General features: G+C 74.1%; 13 protein-coding genes. 6 read left to right on the top strand and 7 right to left on the bottom strand.

Translation table 11 applies throughout. The features are described from left to right. The first annotated feature begins 64 nt into the window (after positions 1-64). Positions 65-1753 carry an acetolactate synthase large subunit gene (locus ACI2LW_RS06825; RefSeq protein ID WP_404730081.1) on the top strand — a complete coding sequence of 563 codons (1689 nt, stop codon included), beginning with the start codon at positions 65-67 and terminating at the stop codon, positions 1751-1753. A gap of 294 nt (positions 1754-2047) precedes the next feature. Here the strand turns inward: ACI2LW_RS06825 and ACI2LW_RS06820 are convergent, their stop codons facing one another. Both ACI2LW_RS06820 and ACI2LW_RS06815 read right to left on the bottom strand, forming a co-directional pair. Then, entirely contained in the window at positions 2048-2923 is an 876-nt protein-coding gene (locus ACI2LW_RS06820; protein ID WP_404730080.1) for an alpha/beta fold hydrolase, read from the bottom strand. Positions 2924-3188: 265 nt separating this feature from the next. Beyond that, complete coding sequence (locus ACI2LW_RS06815; RefSeq protein WP_404730079.1) at positions 3189-3335, bottom strand: hypothetical protein; 147 nt, start codon at positions 3333-3335, stop codon at positions 3189-3191. Positions 3336-3624: 289 nt separating this feature from the next. Here ACI2LW_RS06815 and ACI2LW_RS06810 point away from each other — a divergent pair, with 289 nt between their 5' ends. Further along, complete coding sequence (locus ACI2LW_RS06810) at positions 3625-4725, top strand: NADH:flavin oxidoreductase/NADH oxidase (RefSeq protein WP_404730078.1); 1101 nt, start codon at positions 3625-3627, stop codon at positions 4723-4725. Between the two features lie 108 nt (positions 4726-4833). Here the strand turns inward: ACI2LW_RS06810 and ACI2LW_RS06805 are convergent, their stop codons facing one another. Continuing rightward, positions 4834-5559 carry a helix-turn-helix domain-containing protein gene (locus tag ACI2LW_RS06805; protein WP_404730077.1) on the bottom strand — a complete coding sequence of 242 codons (726 nt, stop codon included), beginning with the start codon at positions 5557-5559 and terminating at the stop codon, positions 4834-4836. A 267-nt stretch (positions 5560-5826) separates the two neighbouring features. On the opposite strand from ACI2LW_RS06805, the gene ACI2LW_RS06800 reads away from it, so the two are divergent. Further along, positions 5827-6642, top strand: a complete 816-nt coding sequence (locus ACI2LW_RS06800; RefSeq protein WP_404730076.1) for an alpha/beta fold hydrolase — start codon at positions 5827-5829, stop codon at positions 6640-6642. Between the two features lie 132 nt (positions 6643-6774). Continuing rightward, a complete protein-coding gene (locus ACI2LW_RS06795) occupies positions 6775-6942 on the top strand; it encodes a hypothetical protein (RefSeq protein ID WP_404730075.1) in 168 nt (55 codons plus the stop codon). A 91-nt stretch (positions 6943-7033) separates the two neighbouring features. Here ACI2LW_RS06795 and ACI2LW_RS06790 read toward each other — a convergent pair whose 3' ends face one another. Then, a complete protein-coding gene (locus tag ACI2LW_RS06790) occupies positions 7034-7828 on the bottom strand; it encodes an SDR family NAD(P)-dependent oxidoreductase (RefSeq protein ID WP_404730074.1) in 795 nt (264 codons plus the stop codon). Positions 7829-7910: 82 nt separating this feature from the next. After that, entirely contained in the window at positions 7911-8819 is a 909-nt protein-coding gene (locus ACI2LW_RS06785; protein WP_404730073.1) for an AraC family transcriptional regulator, read from the bottom strand. A 70-nt stretch (positions 8820-8889) separates the two neighbouring features. On the opposite strand from ACI2LW_RS06785, the gene ACI2LW_RS06780 reads away from it, so the two are divergent. Continuing rightward, on the top strand, positions 8890-9570 hold the full coding sequence (locus tag ACI2LW_RS06780) for a class I SAM-dependent methyltransferase (RefSeq protein WP_404730072.1): 681 nt from the start codon (positions 8890-8892) through the stop codon (positions 9568-9570). A gap of 256 nt (positions 9571-9826) precedes the next feature. Further along, the gene (locus ACI2LW_RS06775; RefSeq protein WP_404730071.1) at positions 9827-10606 is read left to right on the top strand and encodes an oxidoreductase; all 780 of its coding nucleotides are present in this window, start codon (positions 9827-9829) and stop codon (positions 10604-10606) included. Positions 10607-10681: 75 nt separating this feature from the next. On the opposite strand, the gene ACI2LW_RS06770 is transcribed toward ACI2LW_RS06775, so the two are convergent. Both ACI2LW_RS06770 and ACI2LW_RS06765 read right to left on the bottom strand, forming a co-directional pair. After that, entirely contained in the window at positions 10682-11911 is a 1230-nt protein-coding gene (locus ACI2LW_RS06770; protein ID WP_404730070.1) for an FAD-dependent oxidoreductase, read from the bottom strand. A 209-nt stretch (positions 11912-12120) separates the two neighbouring features. Further along, entirely contained in the window at positions 12121-12945 is an 825-nt protein-coding gene (locus ACI2LW_RS06765) for an inositol monophosphatase family protein (protein WP_404730069.1), read from the bottom strand. Between the last annotated feature and the right edge of the window lie 169 nt (positions 12946-13114).

Below are 13114 nucleotides of genomic sequence, written 5' to 3'. Positions count from 1 at the left end.
CCCGGTTCCACCGGCCGGCCCACGAGAAATCGCCGGGGGCGCGCGGTGCGCCTACGGTCCTGCCATGGGCACTGACGACGCGACCGCCCCGCCGCCCGCCGCGCCGGAGGACGTCGCGCACCTGCTGGTGCGCTGTCTGCGGGCCGAGGGCGTGGAGTACGTCTTCGGGATCCCCGGCGAGGAGAACATCCGCTTCGTCGACGCGCTGAGCGGGTCCGGGATCCGGTACGTCCTGGTCCGCCACGAACAGGCCGCGTCCTTCATGGCGGAGATCTACGGGCGGCTCACCGGCCGGGCCGGCGTGTGCTCGGCGACGCTGGGCCCCGGCGCGATCAACCTCCTGCTGGGCGCCGCCGACGCCACGACCAACAGCGCGCCGATGGTGGCGCTGGCGGCCCAGGGCTCGCTGCGGCGCGTCCACAAGGAGTCGCACCAGATCATCGACCTGGTGTCGATGTTCGCGCCGGTCACCCAGTGGTCGGCCTGCGTCCAGTGCCCGGACGCGGTGCCGGAGATGACCCGCAAGGCGTTCAAGACCGCGCAGAGCGAGCGGCCCGGCGCCGTGTTCCTCGCCGTGCCCGAGGACATCGAGGCCGAGCGGCCCGCCGAACCGCTCGAGCCCCTGCAGATCGACGTGGTGCGCGCCGAGGCGCCCTCCCCCTCCCAGATCGCACGAGCGGCCGAGGTGCTGGCCGCCGCCCGGCGCCCCGTCGTGCTGGCCGGCCACGGCGCCGCCCGGGCCGGCGCCTCGGCCGCTCTCGTACGGTTCGCCGAGCGGCTGGACATCCCGGTCGCCACCACCTTCCACGGCAAGGGCGTCTTCCCCGACGACCATCCGAACGCACTCGGCGCGGTCGGCTTCATGCGCCACGACTACGGCAACTTCGGCTTCGACGCGGCCGATGTGCTGATCTGCGTGGGCTACGAGATCCAGGAGTTCGACCCGGCCAGGATCAATCCGCACGGGGACAAGCGCATCGTGCACGTGCACCGCTTCCCCGCGGAGGTGGACGCCCGCTATCCGGTCGCCGTGGGCGTCGAGGGAGACCTCTCCCAGGCACTGGACGCGCTCGCCGCGGCGCTCCCCGACGGCGTCGTCTTCGACTCGGGAAGCAGCCAGAGGATCCGCACGCTGCTCGACGAGGAACTGAGGTACGGACGCGGCAACGACGCCTTCCCGCTCGCTCCGCAGCGGGTGGTGCACGACGTGCGTGCCGCCCTGGACCGGCACGACATCGTGCTCGCCGACACCGGCGCCGGGAAGATGTGGATGGCCCGCCTCTACCCGACCTACGCACCGGACACCTGCCTGGTCAGCAACGGGCTGTCCACCATGGGCTTCGCGCTGCCCGGCGCGATCGCCGCCAAGCTGGCCCGGCCGGACAGAAGAGTGCTGGCCGTGACGGGCGACGGCGCGTTCCTGATGAACTCCCAGGAACTGGAGACGGCCGTGCGCGAAGGCGTCGCGCTGGTCGTGCTGGTCCTGGTGGACGAGGAGTACGGGCTGATCACCTGGAAGATGGAGCTCGAACTCGGCCGCCACAGCCACACCCGGTTCACCAACCCCGACCTGGTCGCCTACGCCGAGAGTTTCGGCGCCCGCGGCTACGCGATCGACGCCGCCGGCCAACTGCTGCCCACCCTGCGCCGTGCCCTCGACGACGAGGGCGTGTCCGTGATCGCCTGCCCGGTCGACTACGCCGAGAACCTGCGCCTCACCGACCGGCTCGGCAGCCTGCACGGCCCGTTCTGACCCACGACCGGCGCGGAACCGTCCGGCAGGTCCCCGCGGATCGGGCCGGACGGCCCGATCCGGTGCGGTCGCCCACCCCCTGCCCCGGTTCCGGCCCGCCGGCCGGGTTTCCGGCCGCCTGCTCTGCCCGTCGGCGCTGACGCGTCCGGGCGCGGAGGGGCGCGGAGGGGCGCGGACGGGCGGGCACAGCCGGGCATCCCGCCGCCGAGGACGTCGCCAAGTGGTGCGATGGGGCGCCCCGGCGGCGGTGTGGCGGGCCGGCCGAGCCGGCCCGGCCGCCGAGGCGCCGGTCCGTCACCCGCGGCCGGGGTGATGCGCGGCGGCGGGGCGCCGCGGCGGACGGCGCCGGCCGAGCAGCAGCACGCCCGCGCCGACGGTCACCAGGGCGGCGGCGGCACCGCCGCCGAGCACCGCGGCGAGTTCACGGCCGCCGCCCGAGCCCGTGCTCGCCGGCCGCGGGGCCGGACCGGCCGCGGCGGCGGTGGCCCCTCGCACGATCAGGCCGGCCACGACGTCCGGGGCGGCGCCGAGGGACACATGGCAGGAGCCGACCTCCCCGGTGCGGGAGTGGGCCCGACGCGCCTCGAAACGCTCCCGCGAGGGCCGGACGGTCCTGTCCTGCCGCCCCGGCGGCGCCCAGGACGGGATGCCGGAACCGCCGCTGCCGGTGGTCCGGCACGGCACGGAGGCGGTGGCGGTGCCCAGGGCACCGGGGAAGTGGGCGGACGGCGACCTGCCGCCGCTCCTCCCGGCGTCCGGCATCAGTGCGTTGATGTAGACGAGGGACTTGACCTGGGGATTTCCGGCGGCGGCGGTGCTGATGACGGCACCGCCGTAGGAGTGGCCCGCCAGAACCAGGGGGCCCTGGACCGTCTTCAGGACGGAGGCGAGGTGGGCGGCGTCGCTGTACAGGCCGCGCAGGGGGTTGACCGGGGCCATGACGGTGTACCCGCCGCGCCGGAGCCGCTCGGTCACCCCGCTCCAGCTGGAGGCGTCCGCGAAGGCACCGTGCACGAGGACGACGGTCGGCCTGGCGGCGCCCGCGGTGGCGCCGTCCGCGACCGCGGGCGCCGTCGTCACCGCGCACAGGGCGGCCACCGCACACCCCGCAGCCGCCCCGCGCAGCGGTCCGCCACGGCGCAGTGAACCGCGTATCGCGGATATCGGCATGTCGACCTCGCTCTCGATCGGTGCCCTACGGCACCTCAGCGTTCACGCAGTCGACCGAACGGGCCCGGTGGCGCCGCCCAACCAGGTGACTCGCGTGCGGCACCCGGGTGACACGCGGCCGGACGCGGGCCCCTTCCGGCCCGCGTCCGCCGGCGCCGGGAGGTCCGCCGGGCCGCTGCCGGAAACCGGAAAGGGCCGGCGGCCGTCGGCGAGGCGTCGATGGTCCGGCGTGCGCCCGATGTGCTCGGGCGTGCGCCCGAAGTGCTCAGCGGTGTCCGCGCAGCCTGCCCAGCAGGCGCTGGGCCTGGGCCCGGCGACGGGGGTCGGCCGCGGCCCGCCGCACCTGCTCGGCCGCGCGCCGCCCCTGCGGGCTCCTGGCGAACTGCTTGATGCGCTCCATCATGCCTGGCATGGCACTCCTTTCCCGGGGCCCCGGGCCTCGGGGTCGTCCTCGCCCGGCGCCGTTGTCCTCTCGACGCTTCAGCGCGGTTACCCCCTGCACGGCGCCTCAGCCGTCCGGGGCCACGGCGGATACGGCAGTTCACCGGCTGCGAGGAAACTACTTGCAAGCGCGGGTAAAGAGCGGAAACGGATTATGTGCGGCTACAATCGGCTGGGGACGCGGTGAAGCCGGTGCGTACGGCGCCGGACCTCACCGCCGGTCCCGCCGCGGTACGCAGCCCTCTCACAAGGAGCCCGACTTGACCTCCCTCTTCACTCCGTACAAGCTCCGGTCGCTGACCATTCCCAACCGCATCTGGATGGCGGCGATGTGCCAGTACAGCGCGGCCCCGGAAGGCGACGCGGTCGGCGCGGCGACGGACTGGCACTTCGCGCACCTGGCCGCGCGGGCCACCGGAGGCACCGGACTGATCATCACCGAGGCCACGGCCGTCAGCCCCGAGGGGCGGATCAGCCCGTACGACCTCGGCATCTGGAACGACACGCAGGTCACCGCCTTCCGGCGGATCACCGGGTTCCTGAAGGCGCAGGGCACCGTGCCCGGCATCCAGCTGGCGCACGCCGGGCGCAAGGCCTCGACCGAGCGCACCTGGGTCGACCGCGGACGCCCGATCGCCCCGGACGAGCCCTACGGCTGGAAGCCCGTCGCGCCCAGCCCGCTGCCGTTCAGCGCGTCGTCGGCGACGCCGGAGGAACTGACCGAGGAGGGGATCGCTCAGATCGTCCGGCGGTTCGCCGCGGCCGCCGAGCGCGCGCTGGCGGCCGGCTTCCAGGTCGCCGAGATCCACGGCGCGCACGGCTACCTGATCCACCAGTTCCTTTCCCCCTACAGCAACCACCGCGACGACGAGTACGGCGGCTCCTTCGAGGGCAGGACCCGGTTCGCCCTGGAGGTCGCCGACGCCGTCCGCGCGGTGTGGCCGGAGGAGCTGCCGGTGTTCTTCCGCGTCTCCGCCACCGACTGGGTGGCCGAGAACCCGCAGGACGGCCGGGAAGGCTGGACCGCGGACGACACCGTGCGGCTCGCCAAGGAACTCCACGCCCGCGGTGTCGACCTCGTCGACGTCTCCACCGGTGGCAACGTGCCGGACGCGAAGATCGTGACCGGGCCCGGCTACCAGGTCCCGTTCGCCGAGCGGATCCGCAGCGAGACGGGTGTGCCCGTGGCGGCCGTCGGCATGATCACCGAACCGGCGCAGGCCCAGGAGGTCGTCGCCTCCGGCAGGGCCGACGCGGTCCTGCTGGGCCGGGAACTCCTGCGCGACCCCTACTGGGCGCGCCACGCGGCCGGCGCACTCGGCGGCGAGGTGTCGGCACCCGTCCAGTACCACCGCGCCTGACCGCGCCCCGCACGCCCGGCCGCGCGGGCGGCCGGGCGGGCGGCCGGGCGGCCGGGCGGGCGGCCGGGCGGCCGGGCGGCCGGGCGCTCTCCCTTCGCGCGCGGGCTGTCACGGCGCGGAGGGGTCGCCTCCGGTGCGCAGAACGGCGCGGGCCTCCTCGGCGGCGCGCGCGATGCTCCGGCTGATGAAGTCGAGGTAGCGGGCGATGTTCTCCAGCCGGTCGGCGGCAGGGGTGTCGGGGCCGAGCACGGCGGCGCCTTGGCGTGCGGTCCGGATGAGCTGGTCATGGGCCCGGGCGCTGGAAAGGGTGGCCTGGTAGAAGAGTTCGTCGTCGACGACGTACCGGTCGCGGCGGCGTTCGTCGCGTTCCCGGCGGACCAGGCTCTGGCCTTCCAGGAACGCGATCGCCTTGGACACGGACGCCGCGCTGACCTGGAGCCGCCGTACGAGCTCCGCCGCGGTGAGGCTGCCCGCGTCGGTGGTGAAGAGGCAGGTCAGCACCCGGGCCGCCATTCTGGGCAGCCCCGAGGCCATCAGAACGGTGGTCAGCGACTCCTCGTACTCGGCCACGGCGCGAGCGTCGCGGCCACGGCTCTCGGGCAGGGGCCCCGCGCCCCGCGAGGGGACCGGCGCCCGTCGGCGGGCGCGGCGCTCGGTGGCGCGGTGGGCCGCGTCGGCGCGGTAGGCGGTGGGGCCGCCGTTGCGCATCACCTCACGGGTGACCGTCGAGGTCGGGCGGCCGAGACGCCGGGCGATCTCGGCGTAGGGAAGGCCGTCGGCCAGCCCCAGCGCGATCCGCCGGCGCTCCTGCTGGGTGAGTCTGCCTCCCGGCATCGCGTTCTCCTGGTGTCCTGTCCGGCCTGTCCGACTGTCCGGTGCCGCCGCTCGCGACTGTAGCGTTCCCTTCTGGGTCATTGCAACGCTCCGCGTGCGCGTCGTTGCGTTCGCTTCACGGTCGTTGCACTGAATTCGCGCCTCTGACCTGCAAGCTGGCTGCCGACGCGCAGTGAACTCGTTGCCGAGAATTGGAACGCAACGTAGCGTTTCCTGTATCGGAAACAGTGGCTCGCACGGTGGAACGCGAAGGAGCAGGGGGAGTACATGGCGAAGAACAGCACGTCCTCGGCCGGCGCCCGGTGGACCGGCATGGTGCCGGTCGAGGACACGGCGCTGGCGGTCACCGACGCCGGGGGCTCCGGCGTCCCGGTGGTCTACCTCAACGGCCAGTTCGCCACCCAGGGGTACTGGCGGCGGGTCATCGCCGAACTGGGCACCGGCTGGCGGCACATCACCTACGACGAGCGGGCCCGCGGCAGGTCGAAGCGTTCGGCGGACTACTCCTTCGAGGCCGCCGTCCGGGACGTCGACGCGGTTCTCGCGGCCCGGGGCGTCGACCGGGCGCTGCTGGTGGGCTGGTCCTACGGCGCGGTCGTCGCGGCGCACTGGGCCCACCGCAATCCGGACCGTACCGTGGGCGCGGTCCTGGTCGACGGAGCGTTCCCGTACGACTGGCTGGACGAGGCCATGGAGCAGCGGATCCGCCGGTTGTTCCGGCGGCTGGGCTGGTTCACGCCGCTGCTGCGCCCCACGGGCCTGACCCCGCGGATGACCGCCGGGCAGCAGGCGGAGAGCAACATCGAACTCGGCAGGCTCTCCCGCGAGCGCGAGCTGGGCCCCGTACTGGACGGCATCACCGTCCCGGTGCGGTACGTGGTCGCCTCGGGAACGTCCTTCGGGAGCCGCGGCGACGAGCAGGAGCGGATCCGTTCCGGCCTCGACGCGGTGACCGCCCGCAACCCGCACATCCGCGTCAGCGCCAAGGCCGCCGGCAACCACGGCGCGATCCTGCGCAAGGACTACCCGGCCATCGCCGGCGCCGTGCGCGAGACCGCCGCGCACGGCGCCGGGCGCCCGTGAACGCACCTTTCGTCCGCTGCGGCGGGGACGGAAACCGGCGCGGACCCGGGTTCGCGCCAACACCCCCCGTCTGCGAACGGGCCGGCCGGGCATACGGACTTCACCCTGCGGAACCCACGGAAGGAGCCCTCGATGCTCGGTCTGGTCGCGGCGGTGCTGTTCTTCATCGCGTTCCTGGTGAACGCGGCGGACATCGCCACCAACGACGCGTTCTCCTCGGTGAACATCATGCTGCTGGGGCTGACGGCCCTGGCCCTGCACGTCGCGGGAATCGGGGCCGGCTGGTCCCGCAGACGCTGACGCCCGCCGGTGAGGGGGACGCTGACGGTCCGTCACAAACCGTCAGCGGCCCCCTCACCGCCTCGGGTCCGCCGCCGCACGGTCACGGCGGTCACGGCAGGATGGAGTCGACGTATCCGCCGTCCACGCGCAGTGCGCCGCCGGTGGTGGCCGAGGCCTGGTCGGAGCTGAGGTAGACCACCATGTGGGCGATCTCCTCCGGCTCGATCAGCCGTTGCAGCAGGGACTGCGGCCGGTGCTCGCGCATGAACACCCGCTGGGCCTCGTCCCACGGCAGATCGCGGTCGACGAGTTCGTACACGAAGTCCTCGACGCCGCCGGTGTGCGTGGGGCCGGCGATCACGGAATTGACCGTCACCCCGGTGCCGGCGGCCTGTTTGGCGAAGCCCCGGCCCACTGCGAGCAGCGCGGTCTTCGACATGCCGTAGTGGATCATCTCCGCGGGGATGACGACCGCCGAGTCACTGGCGATGTACTGGATGCGTCCCCAGCCCCGTTCGGTCATGCCCGGCAGGTACGACCGGGTCAGCCGCACCGCGGCCAGCACGTTGACCTCGAAGTAGCGCCGCCACTGCGCGTCGGTGATCTCCAGGGGGTCCTCGGCGCCGAAGATCCCCAGATTGTTGACGAGGATGTCCACCCGCGGCAGGACGTCCGTGGCCCGGCCGGCTCCCTCCTCGGTGGCCACGTCCGCCGCCACGGGGACGAACTCGGCCCCGGGCACCTCCTGCGCCAGCCGCTCGACGCTGTCCTTCACGCGCTGCGCGTTGCGGCCGTTGACGCCCACCCGGGCCCCGGCACGGGCCAGCCCCGCCGCGATCGCCGCGCCGATGCCCTGCGTCGAGCCGGTGACCAGTGCCGTGCGGCCTTCGAGATCGATACGCATGCGCCGGCCCCTTCCGTCGATGTGTGCGTGCCCGTACGGGTACCCACGGCGGGCACTGCCGCGCCTCCCGCGGGGAGGGGCATCACGTCTGCGCGCGGCGCCACCGGGCGGGGCTGACGCCGTGCACCTTGCGGAAGGTGCGGGCGAAGTACCCGGGGTCGGGAAAGCCCACCCGCCTGCCTATCTCGCCGATCGGCAGGTCGGTCGCGGTCAGCAGCCGCCGCGCCTGCACCATCCGCCGCTCGGTGATCCACTCCTGCACGGTGCGCCCGGTCCGCCGGCGCACGGTGGAGGTGAGGTGGCCCGGGGAGACGCTGACCGCGGCGGCCACGTCGCGCAGCGACAGCGGCAGCGGGTAGCGCTCCTCGATCACCTCGAACACGTCGGCCAGCAGTTGCTCCCGGTTCTCGCGCAGGTCGCCCACGACGTCGGCGGCCAGCCGGGAGACGGCGACCAGCAGCAGGGTCAGGTGGGCGGAGACGGCCTCCCGGTAACCGTCCCGGCGCTGTGCGAGTTCGTCGTGCAGGGCCCGGATGCGGGCGGTCCACTCGGGCCGCTCCGCCGCGGGCACCCGCAGGCGCAGCGCGCCGATCGCGCCGCCGCGGACGAAGGGGAACAGCAGCGGATGGGTGCGCCAGGCCAGATGGGCGCCGGGGACGTCCGGGCCGAGCGCGTCGGAGGTGAAGAACACGCCCCAGCCCTCGGCACCGGCCAGGTCGGTGGCGTGGATCCGGCCCATCACGTCGCCCGGCGCGATGACGAACAGGTCCCCGGCCTCGATCGCCCAGGCCCGCCGGCCGGTGCGCAGCAGCCCGCCGCTCGTCGCGAAGTACGCCAGGCCGGGGAAGTCGTGCGCGTGCTCCTCGAACGTGCCGCCGCTCCGCAGACCGTGGTCCAGCCGCCAGGCCGCCACGGGCAGTTCCCCGGGCGCCGGCAGTATCGAGTAGGTCGCCGGCCGGTCCGGGCCGGGCGCCGAGCGCACCGTCCTCACCGCAGGATCGTCCCATACGAGCCGCACATCGGCACAGAATCCGTGCCTTGTACGCGTCGAGAATGACGGCATGACCGAAAAAACGTCTCAGTCGTCCACCGAACGCGAGTACGTCCCGGGCCTGGGCAAGCGCTTCCTGACGCCGCTGTACGACGTGGCGCACCATGTGTTCGGCCTGCACTCCGTCCACCAGGAGATGATCACGGCGGCCGGGCTGCGGGACGGGCACCGGGCGTTGGACGTGGGCTGCGGCACCGGGAACCTGCTCCGGGCGGTTGGCCGGCGGCACCCGGGCGTGGACCTCGTCGGCCTGGATCCCGACCCCGTGGCGCTGGCGCGGGCCGCGCGCAAGGCCCGCCGGGCCGGCCTGACCGTCCGCCTGGACCGCGGGTTCGCCCAGGAACTGCCCTACGGCACCGGCTCCTTCGACCGGGTCTTCTCCAGCCTGATGTTCCACCACCTGGACAGCGCGTCCAAGGACGCGTTGCTGGCCGAGGTACGGCGGGTGCTCCGGCCCGGCGGGCTGCTGGTCCTGGCCGACGCGGTGCTGGACCCGGACGGGCACGACCACCCGCACGGGCGGGCCATGCGCGGCCGGATGCGCGAGCGGATGCGCGACAACACCGGCGACGCCGTGCCGCGGAGGATCGCCGCGGCGGGCTTCACGGTGGAGCCGACCCGCACGGTGGCCCTGCGGGTCGGCGGCCGTGTCGGCATCGAACTGGCCCGCCCGGACCGGGACGGCGCCTGAAACCCGGTGCCTGCGCCGGTCCGCCGGATCTCTCGAGGCGGCGCGCCGGCCGGTGGGCGTGCCGCGGCTCACCTGTCCGGGCCGCTCCCCGGGCGGGACCGCGCGGCCGGCTCTATACGTGGAGACATGAGCGGGAGGGGACAGGGACCGGCCGTACCCTCCCGGGCGGAGCGACGTGCCCGGCGTACGGGCCGCACGGCGGCCGCCCCTCCTGGCGGAACGGCGGAAACGGCGGAAACGGCGGAACGGAGCACCGATGAGCACGCCACTGCAGGGCCGCACCGCCGTGGTGACGGGAGCCAGCAAGGGGATCGGGCTGGCCGTCGTCGCGGCTCTGGCGCGGTCCGGGGCCACGGTCGTCGCCGGATCCCGCTCCTCCACCCCCGAACTGGACTCGCTGGTGAACCAGGGCCCGGTCACCTGGATCCCGGTCGACCTCGGCGAGCCGCAGGACGCCGAGCGGCTCGTGCAGGCGGCCGGGGGACGCGTCGACGTCCTGGTCAACAACGTCGGCGGCGCGCCGGTCCGGACCGGCGGGTTCCTGTCGGTGACCGACGCGGACTGGCAGCGCGTCCTCGACCTGAACCTGCTCAGCGCCGTACGGGTCACCCGTGCGGCCCTGCCGCTGATGCTCGGCGCCGGGCAGGGCTCGATCGTCACCGTCGCCTCCGTCAACGCCACCCTGCCCGACCCGATGGTGATCGACTACAGCGCCGGCAAGGCCGCCCTCGTCGCCTTCTCCAAGGCGCTGTCGAAGGAGGTCGGACCCCGGGGCGTCCGGGTCAACACGGTCAGCCCCGGACCGGTGCGGACCGATCTGTGGCTGGCCGGGGACGGCGTCGCGGCCACCCTCTCCGCCGCCGCGGGCACCACCCCCGAGGACGTGGTGGCGCAGGCGGCGGCCGCCTCCGTCACCGGACGCTTCTCCACGCCGGAGGAGGTCGCCGAACTGGTGGTGTTCCTCGCCGGGGACCGGGCGGGCAACATCACCGGCAGCGACATGGTCATCGACGGCGGATACATTCCGACCTGGTGACCCACCGGTGCCGCTTCGCCGGAGGGCCGGGACCGGTGGCCGGAGCCGGGGGCGGGGGAGACCCGGGCCGGCCGGTCAGAGGCGGCCGGTGAGCATGCCGTGCCAGTACACGGGCGGCAGGCCGTACCGCTTGAACGCCCACAGGGTGCGCCGCTCCTTGAACGGGTCGAGCAGCGGGAAGCTGGGTGTGGGCTTCAGGTCGTAGTCGAACTCGGCGAGCAGCATCCGGTCGCGGGCCGTCACCAGCGGGCAGGACGTGTAGCCGTCGTAACGGTGCGAGGGGGAGCGCCCGTTCATCACGTCCAGCAGATTGCCGGCCACGACCGGCGCCTGTTTGCGCACGGCCGCCCCGGTCTTGGAGGTGGGCAGGTTCGCCACGTCGCCGAGCGCGAAGACGTTCTCGTGGACGGGGTGCCGGAGGGTGTGCTTGTCCGCGGCGACGAAGCCCTGGGGGCTGGCCGGGTCGGCGAGCGGGCTCGACTTCACCCAGTCGGGCGCGCTCTGCGGCGGCACGGCGTGCAGGAGGTCGTAGGCGATGGTCTCCTTGGTGCCGCTCGCGTGGTCGGTGACGGTGATCTCCCGGGCGGTGCCGTCGACGGCCGTCATCTCCGAGCGCAGCCGCACCTCGATGCCGTACCGCTCGGCGACCTTCTCCAGTACCCGCGACCAGGCGGGCACCTTGAACATCACCGGGTCGGGCAGGACGAGGACGATCCGTATGCCGTCGAGCACCTTCCGTCTGCGCCAGTGGTCGGCGGCCAGGTACGCGATCTTCTGCGGGGCGCCGCCGCACTTCACCGGGGTCGCCGGATGGGTGAACACGGCCGTGCCCGAGCGCAGGGACCTGATCAGCTCCCAGGTGCGCGGAGCGTACTCGGGCGCGTAGTTGCTGCTCACCCCGTCGTGGCCGACCGCCTCGGCCAGCCCTGGCACGCCGTTCCAGTCGAGTTGCAGGCCGGGCGCCACGACCAGGTACTCGTAGGCGAGTCCGGCGCCGTCGGACAGGGTCACCGTCCGGGCCTGCGGATCGACGGCCAGGGCGCGGCGGCGGATCCAGCGCACGCCGTCCGGTATCACCGACCCCTCGGGGCGGTGGGTGGCGTGCAGGGGCGCCTGGCCCCCGCCGACCAGCGTCCACAGCGGCTGGTACCAGTGGGTGTCGGAGGGCTCGATCAGGGTGATGCCGGTGACGCCGGCGCGGCGCAGGCGGGCGGCGACGCTGATGCCGGCGCTTCCGCCGCCGATGACGGCGACACGGTGACGGCCCGGGGCCGGTGGGTCGGAGGGGGAGGGGACGGCGGCCAAGGTGGTGCTCCCTTCCTGCGGGCAGGGGCGGTGTCGGGCGGGGAGGGGCGGGTTCAGGCCGCGTGCTCGCACGGCCGGGCCGTGGCGGGGCCAAGCGCTCCGGGAGTCCTTTCACGGGCCACTTCGTTGCCTCCTCAATTACCCCAGGGGGTATCTCTCCCCCGAGAGTATGGCGGAGCGGGGAAGGGCATCCCATACCTCAGGGGGTATTACCGGGGGTGCGGCTCGCGTCGCGGCGCATGGATCACCGACATCAGCGTCTCGTGGGTGCCGGCGTCCGCCGCGGCCACGAGCCCGCGGCCCGTCCGCCCGAGCGGGCCGCCGTCCACGCCGGTGACCACGCAGCCGGCGGCCCGGCACAGGGCGATGCCGGCGGCGAAGTGGACGCTGGCGGACAGGTCGCCGCCGTCGGTGACGTACGCGGCCCGCCTTCCGGCCGCGACCCAGGCCAGTGCCAGCGTCGAGGACACGACCCGTGCCCGGAAGCGCTCGGCGAACAGCGGGTGCGCCAGCAGGTCCACGGCGCGGAAGTCGGGTGCGCCGCAGAACGGCGGATCCAGGTTCACGTCCACCAACCGGGAGGCGGACGTGGGTGCCAGCCCGGTGTCGGCCCCTTCGTGCCGTACCCGGGCGGTCTCGCCGTCGGTGTGGAAGACCTCCCCGCTGAACGGGTCGGCCACCGCCGCCACCGCCGCCGCCCCGTCGCGCAGCGCGACGTTGACGGCCACCGCCATGGTGCCGGCGGCGTAGTTCAGCGTGCCGCACAGGGGATCCACCAGCCACTCCCGCACAGCCGTGGCAGGGCCTTGCCGCCCGCCCTCCTCGCCGAGCACCGCGTCATCGGGCCGAGCGGCGCGGATGACGCCGACGATCGCCTTCTCGGCCTCCACGTCGGCGGCGGTGGCGAAGTCCCCCGCGCCCTTGTCGATACGGGTCAGCCGCCGGCCGAACATGCCGCGCACCACGTGCGCACCGGCGCGGGCCGCGGCTGTCGCGACCCCGGCATCGTCCTCGGTCGCATACGAGTTGGTCATGCCCCCACGCTATCGGGACCGCGCCGATCCATGATCGGGGACGAACGGCAACGCCGATCCAGGGTCCGGGCACGATCGGCACGATCGGGCGAGGAAGGGGGAGTCCGCTGCCACCGCGGTGCGCGGAACCGCGTTGTCGCATGCAAAGGCCGTCCCGGCGGCACGGGGG

Source organism: Streptomyces sp. NPDC004065 (genome assembly GCF_044903565.1).
Taxonomy (GTDB): Bacteria; Actinomycetota; Actinomycetes; order Streptomycetales; family Streptomycetaceae; genus Streptomyces.
Note: the sequence above shows the minus strand (reverse complement) of the source record. Positions and strands in the feature narration are given on the sequence as shown.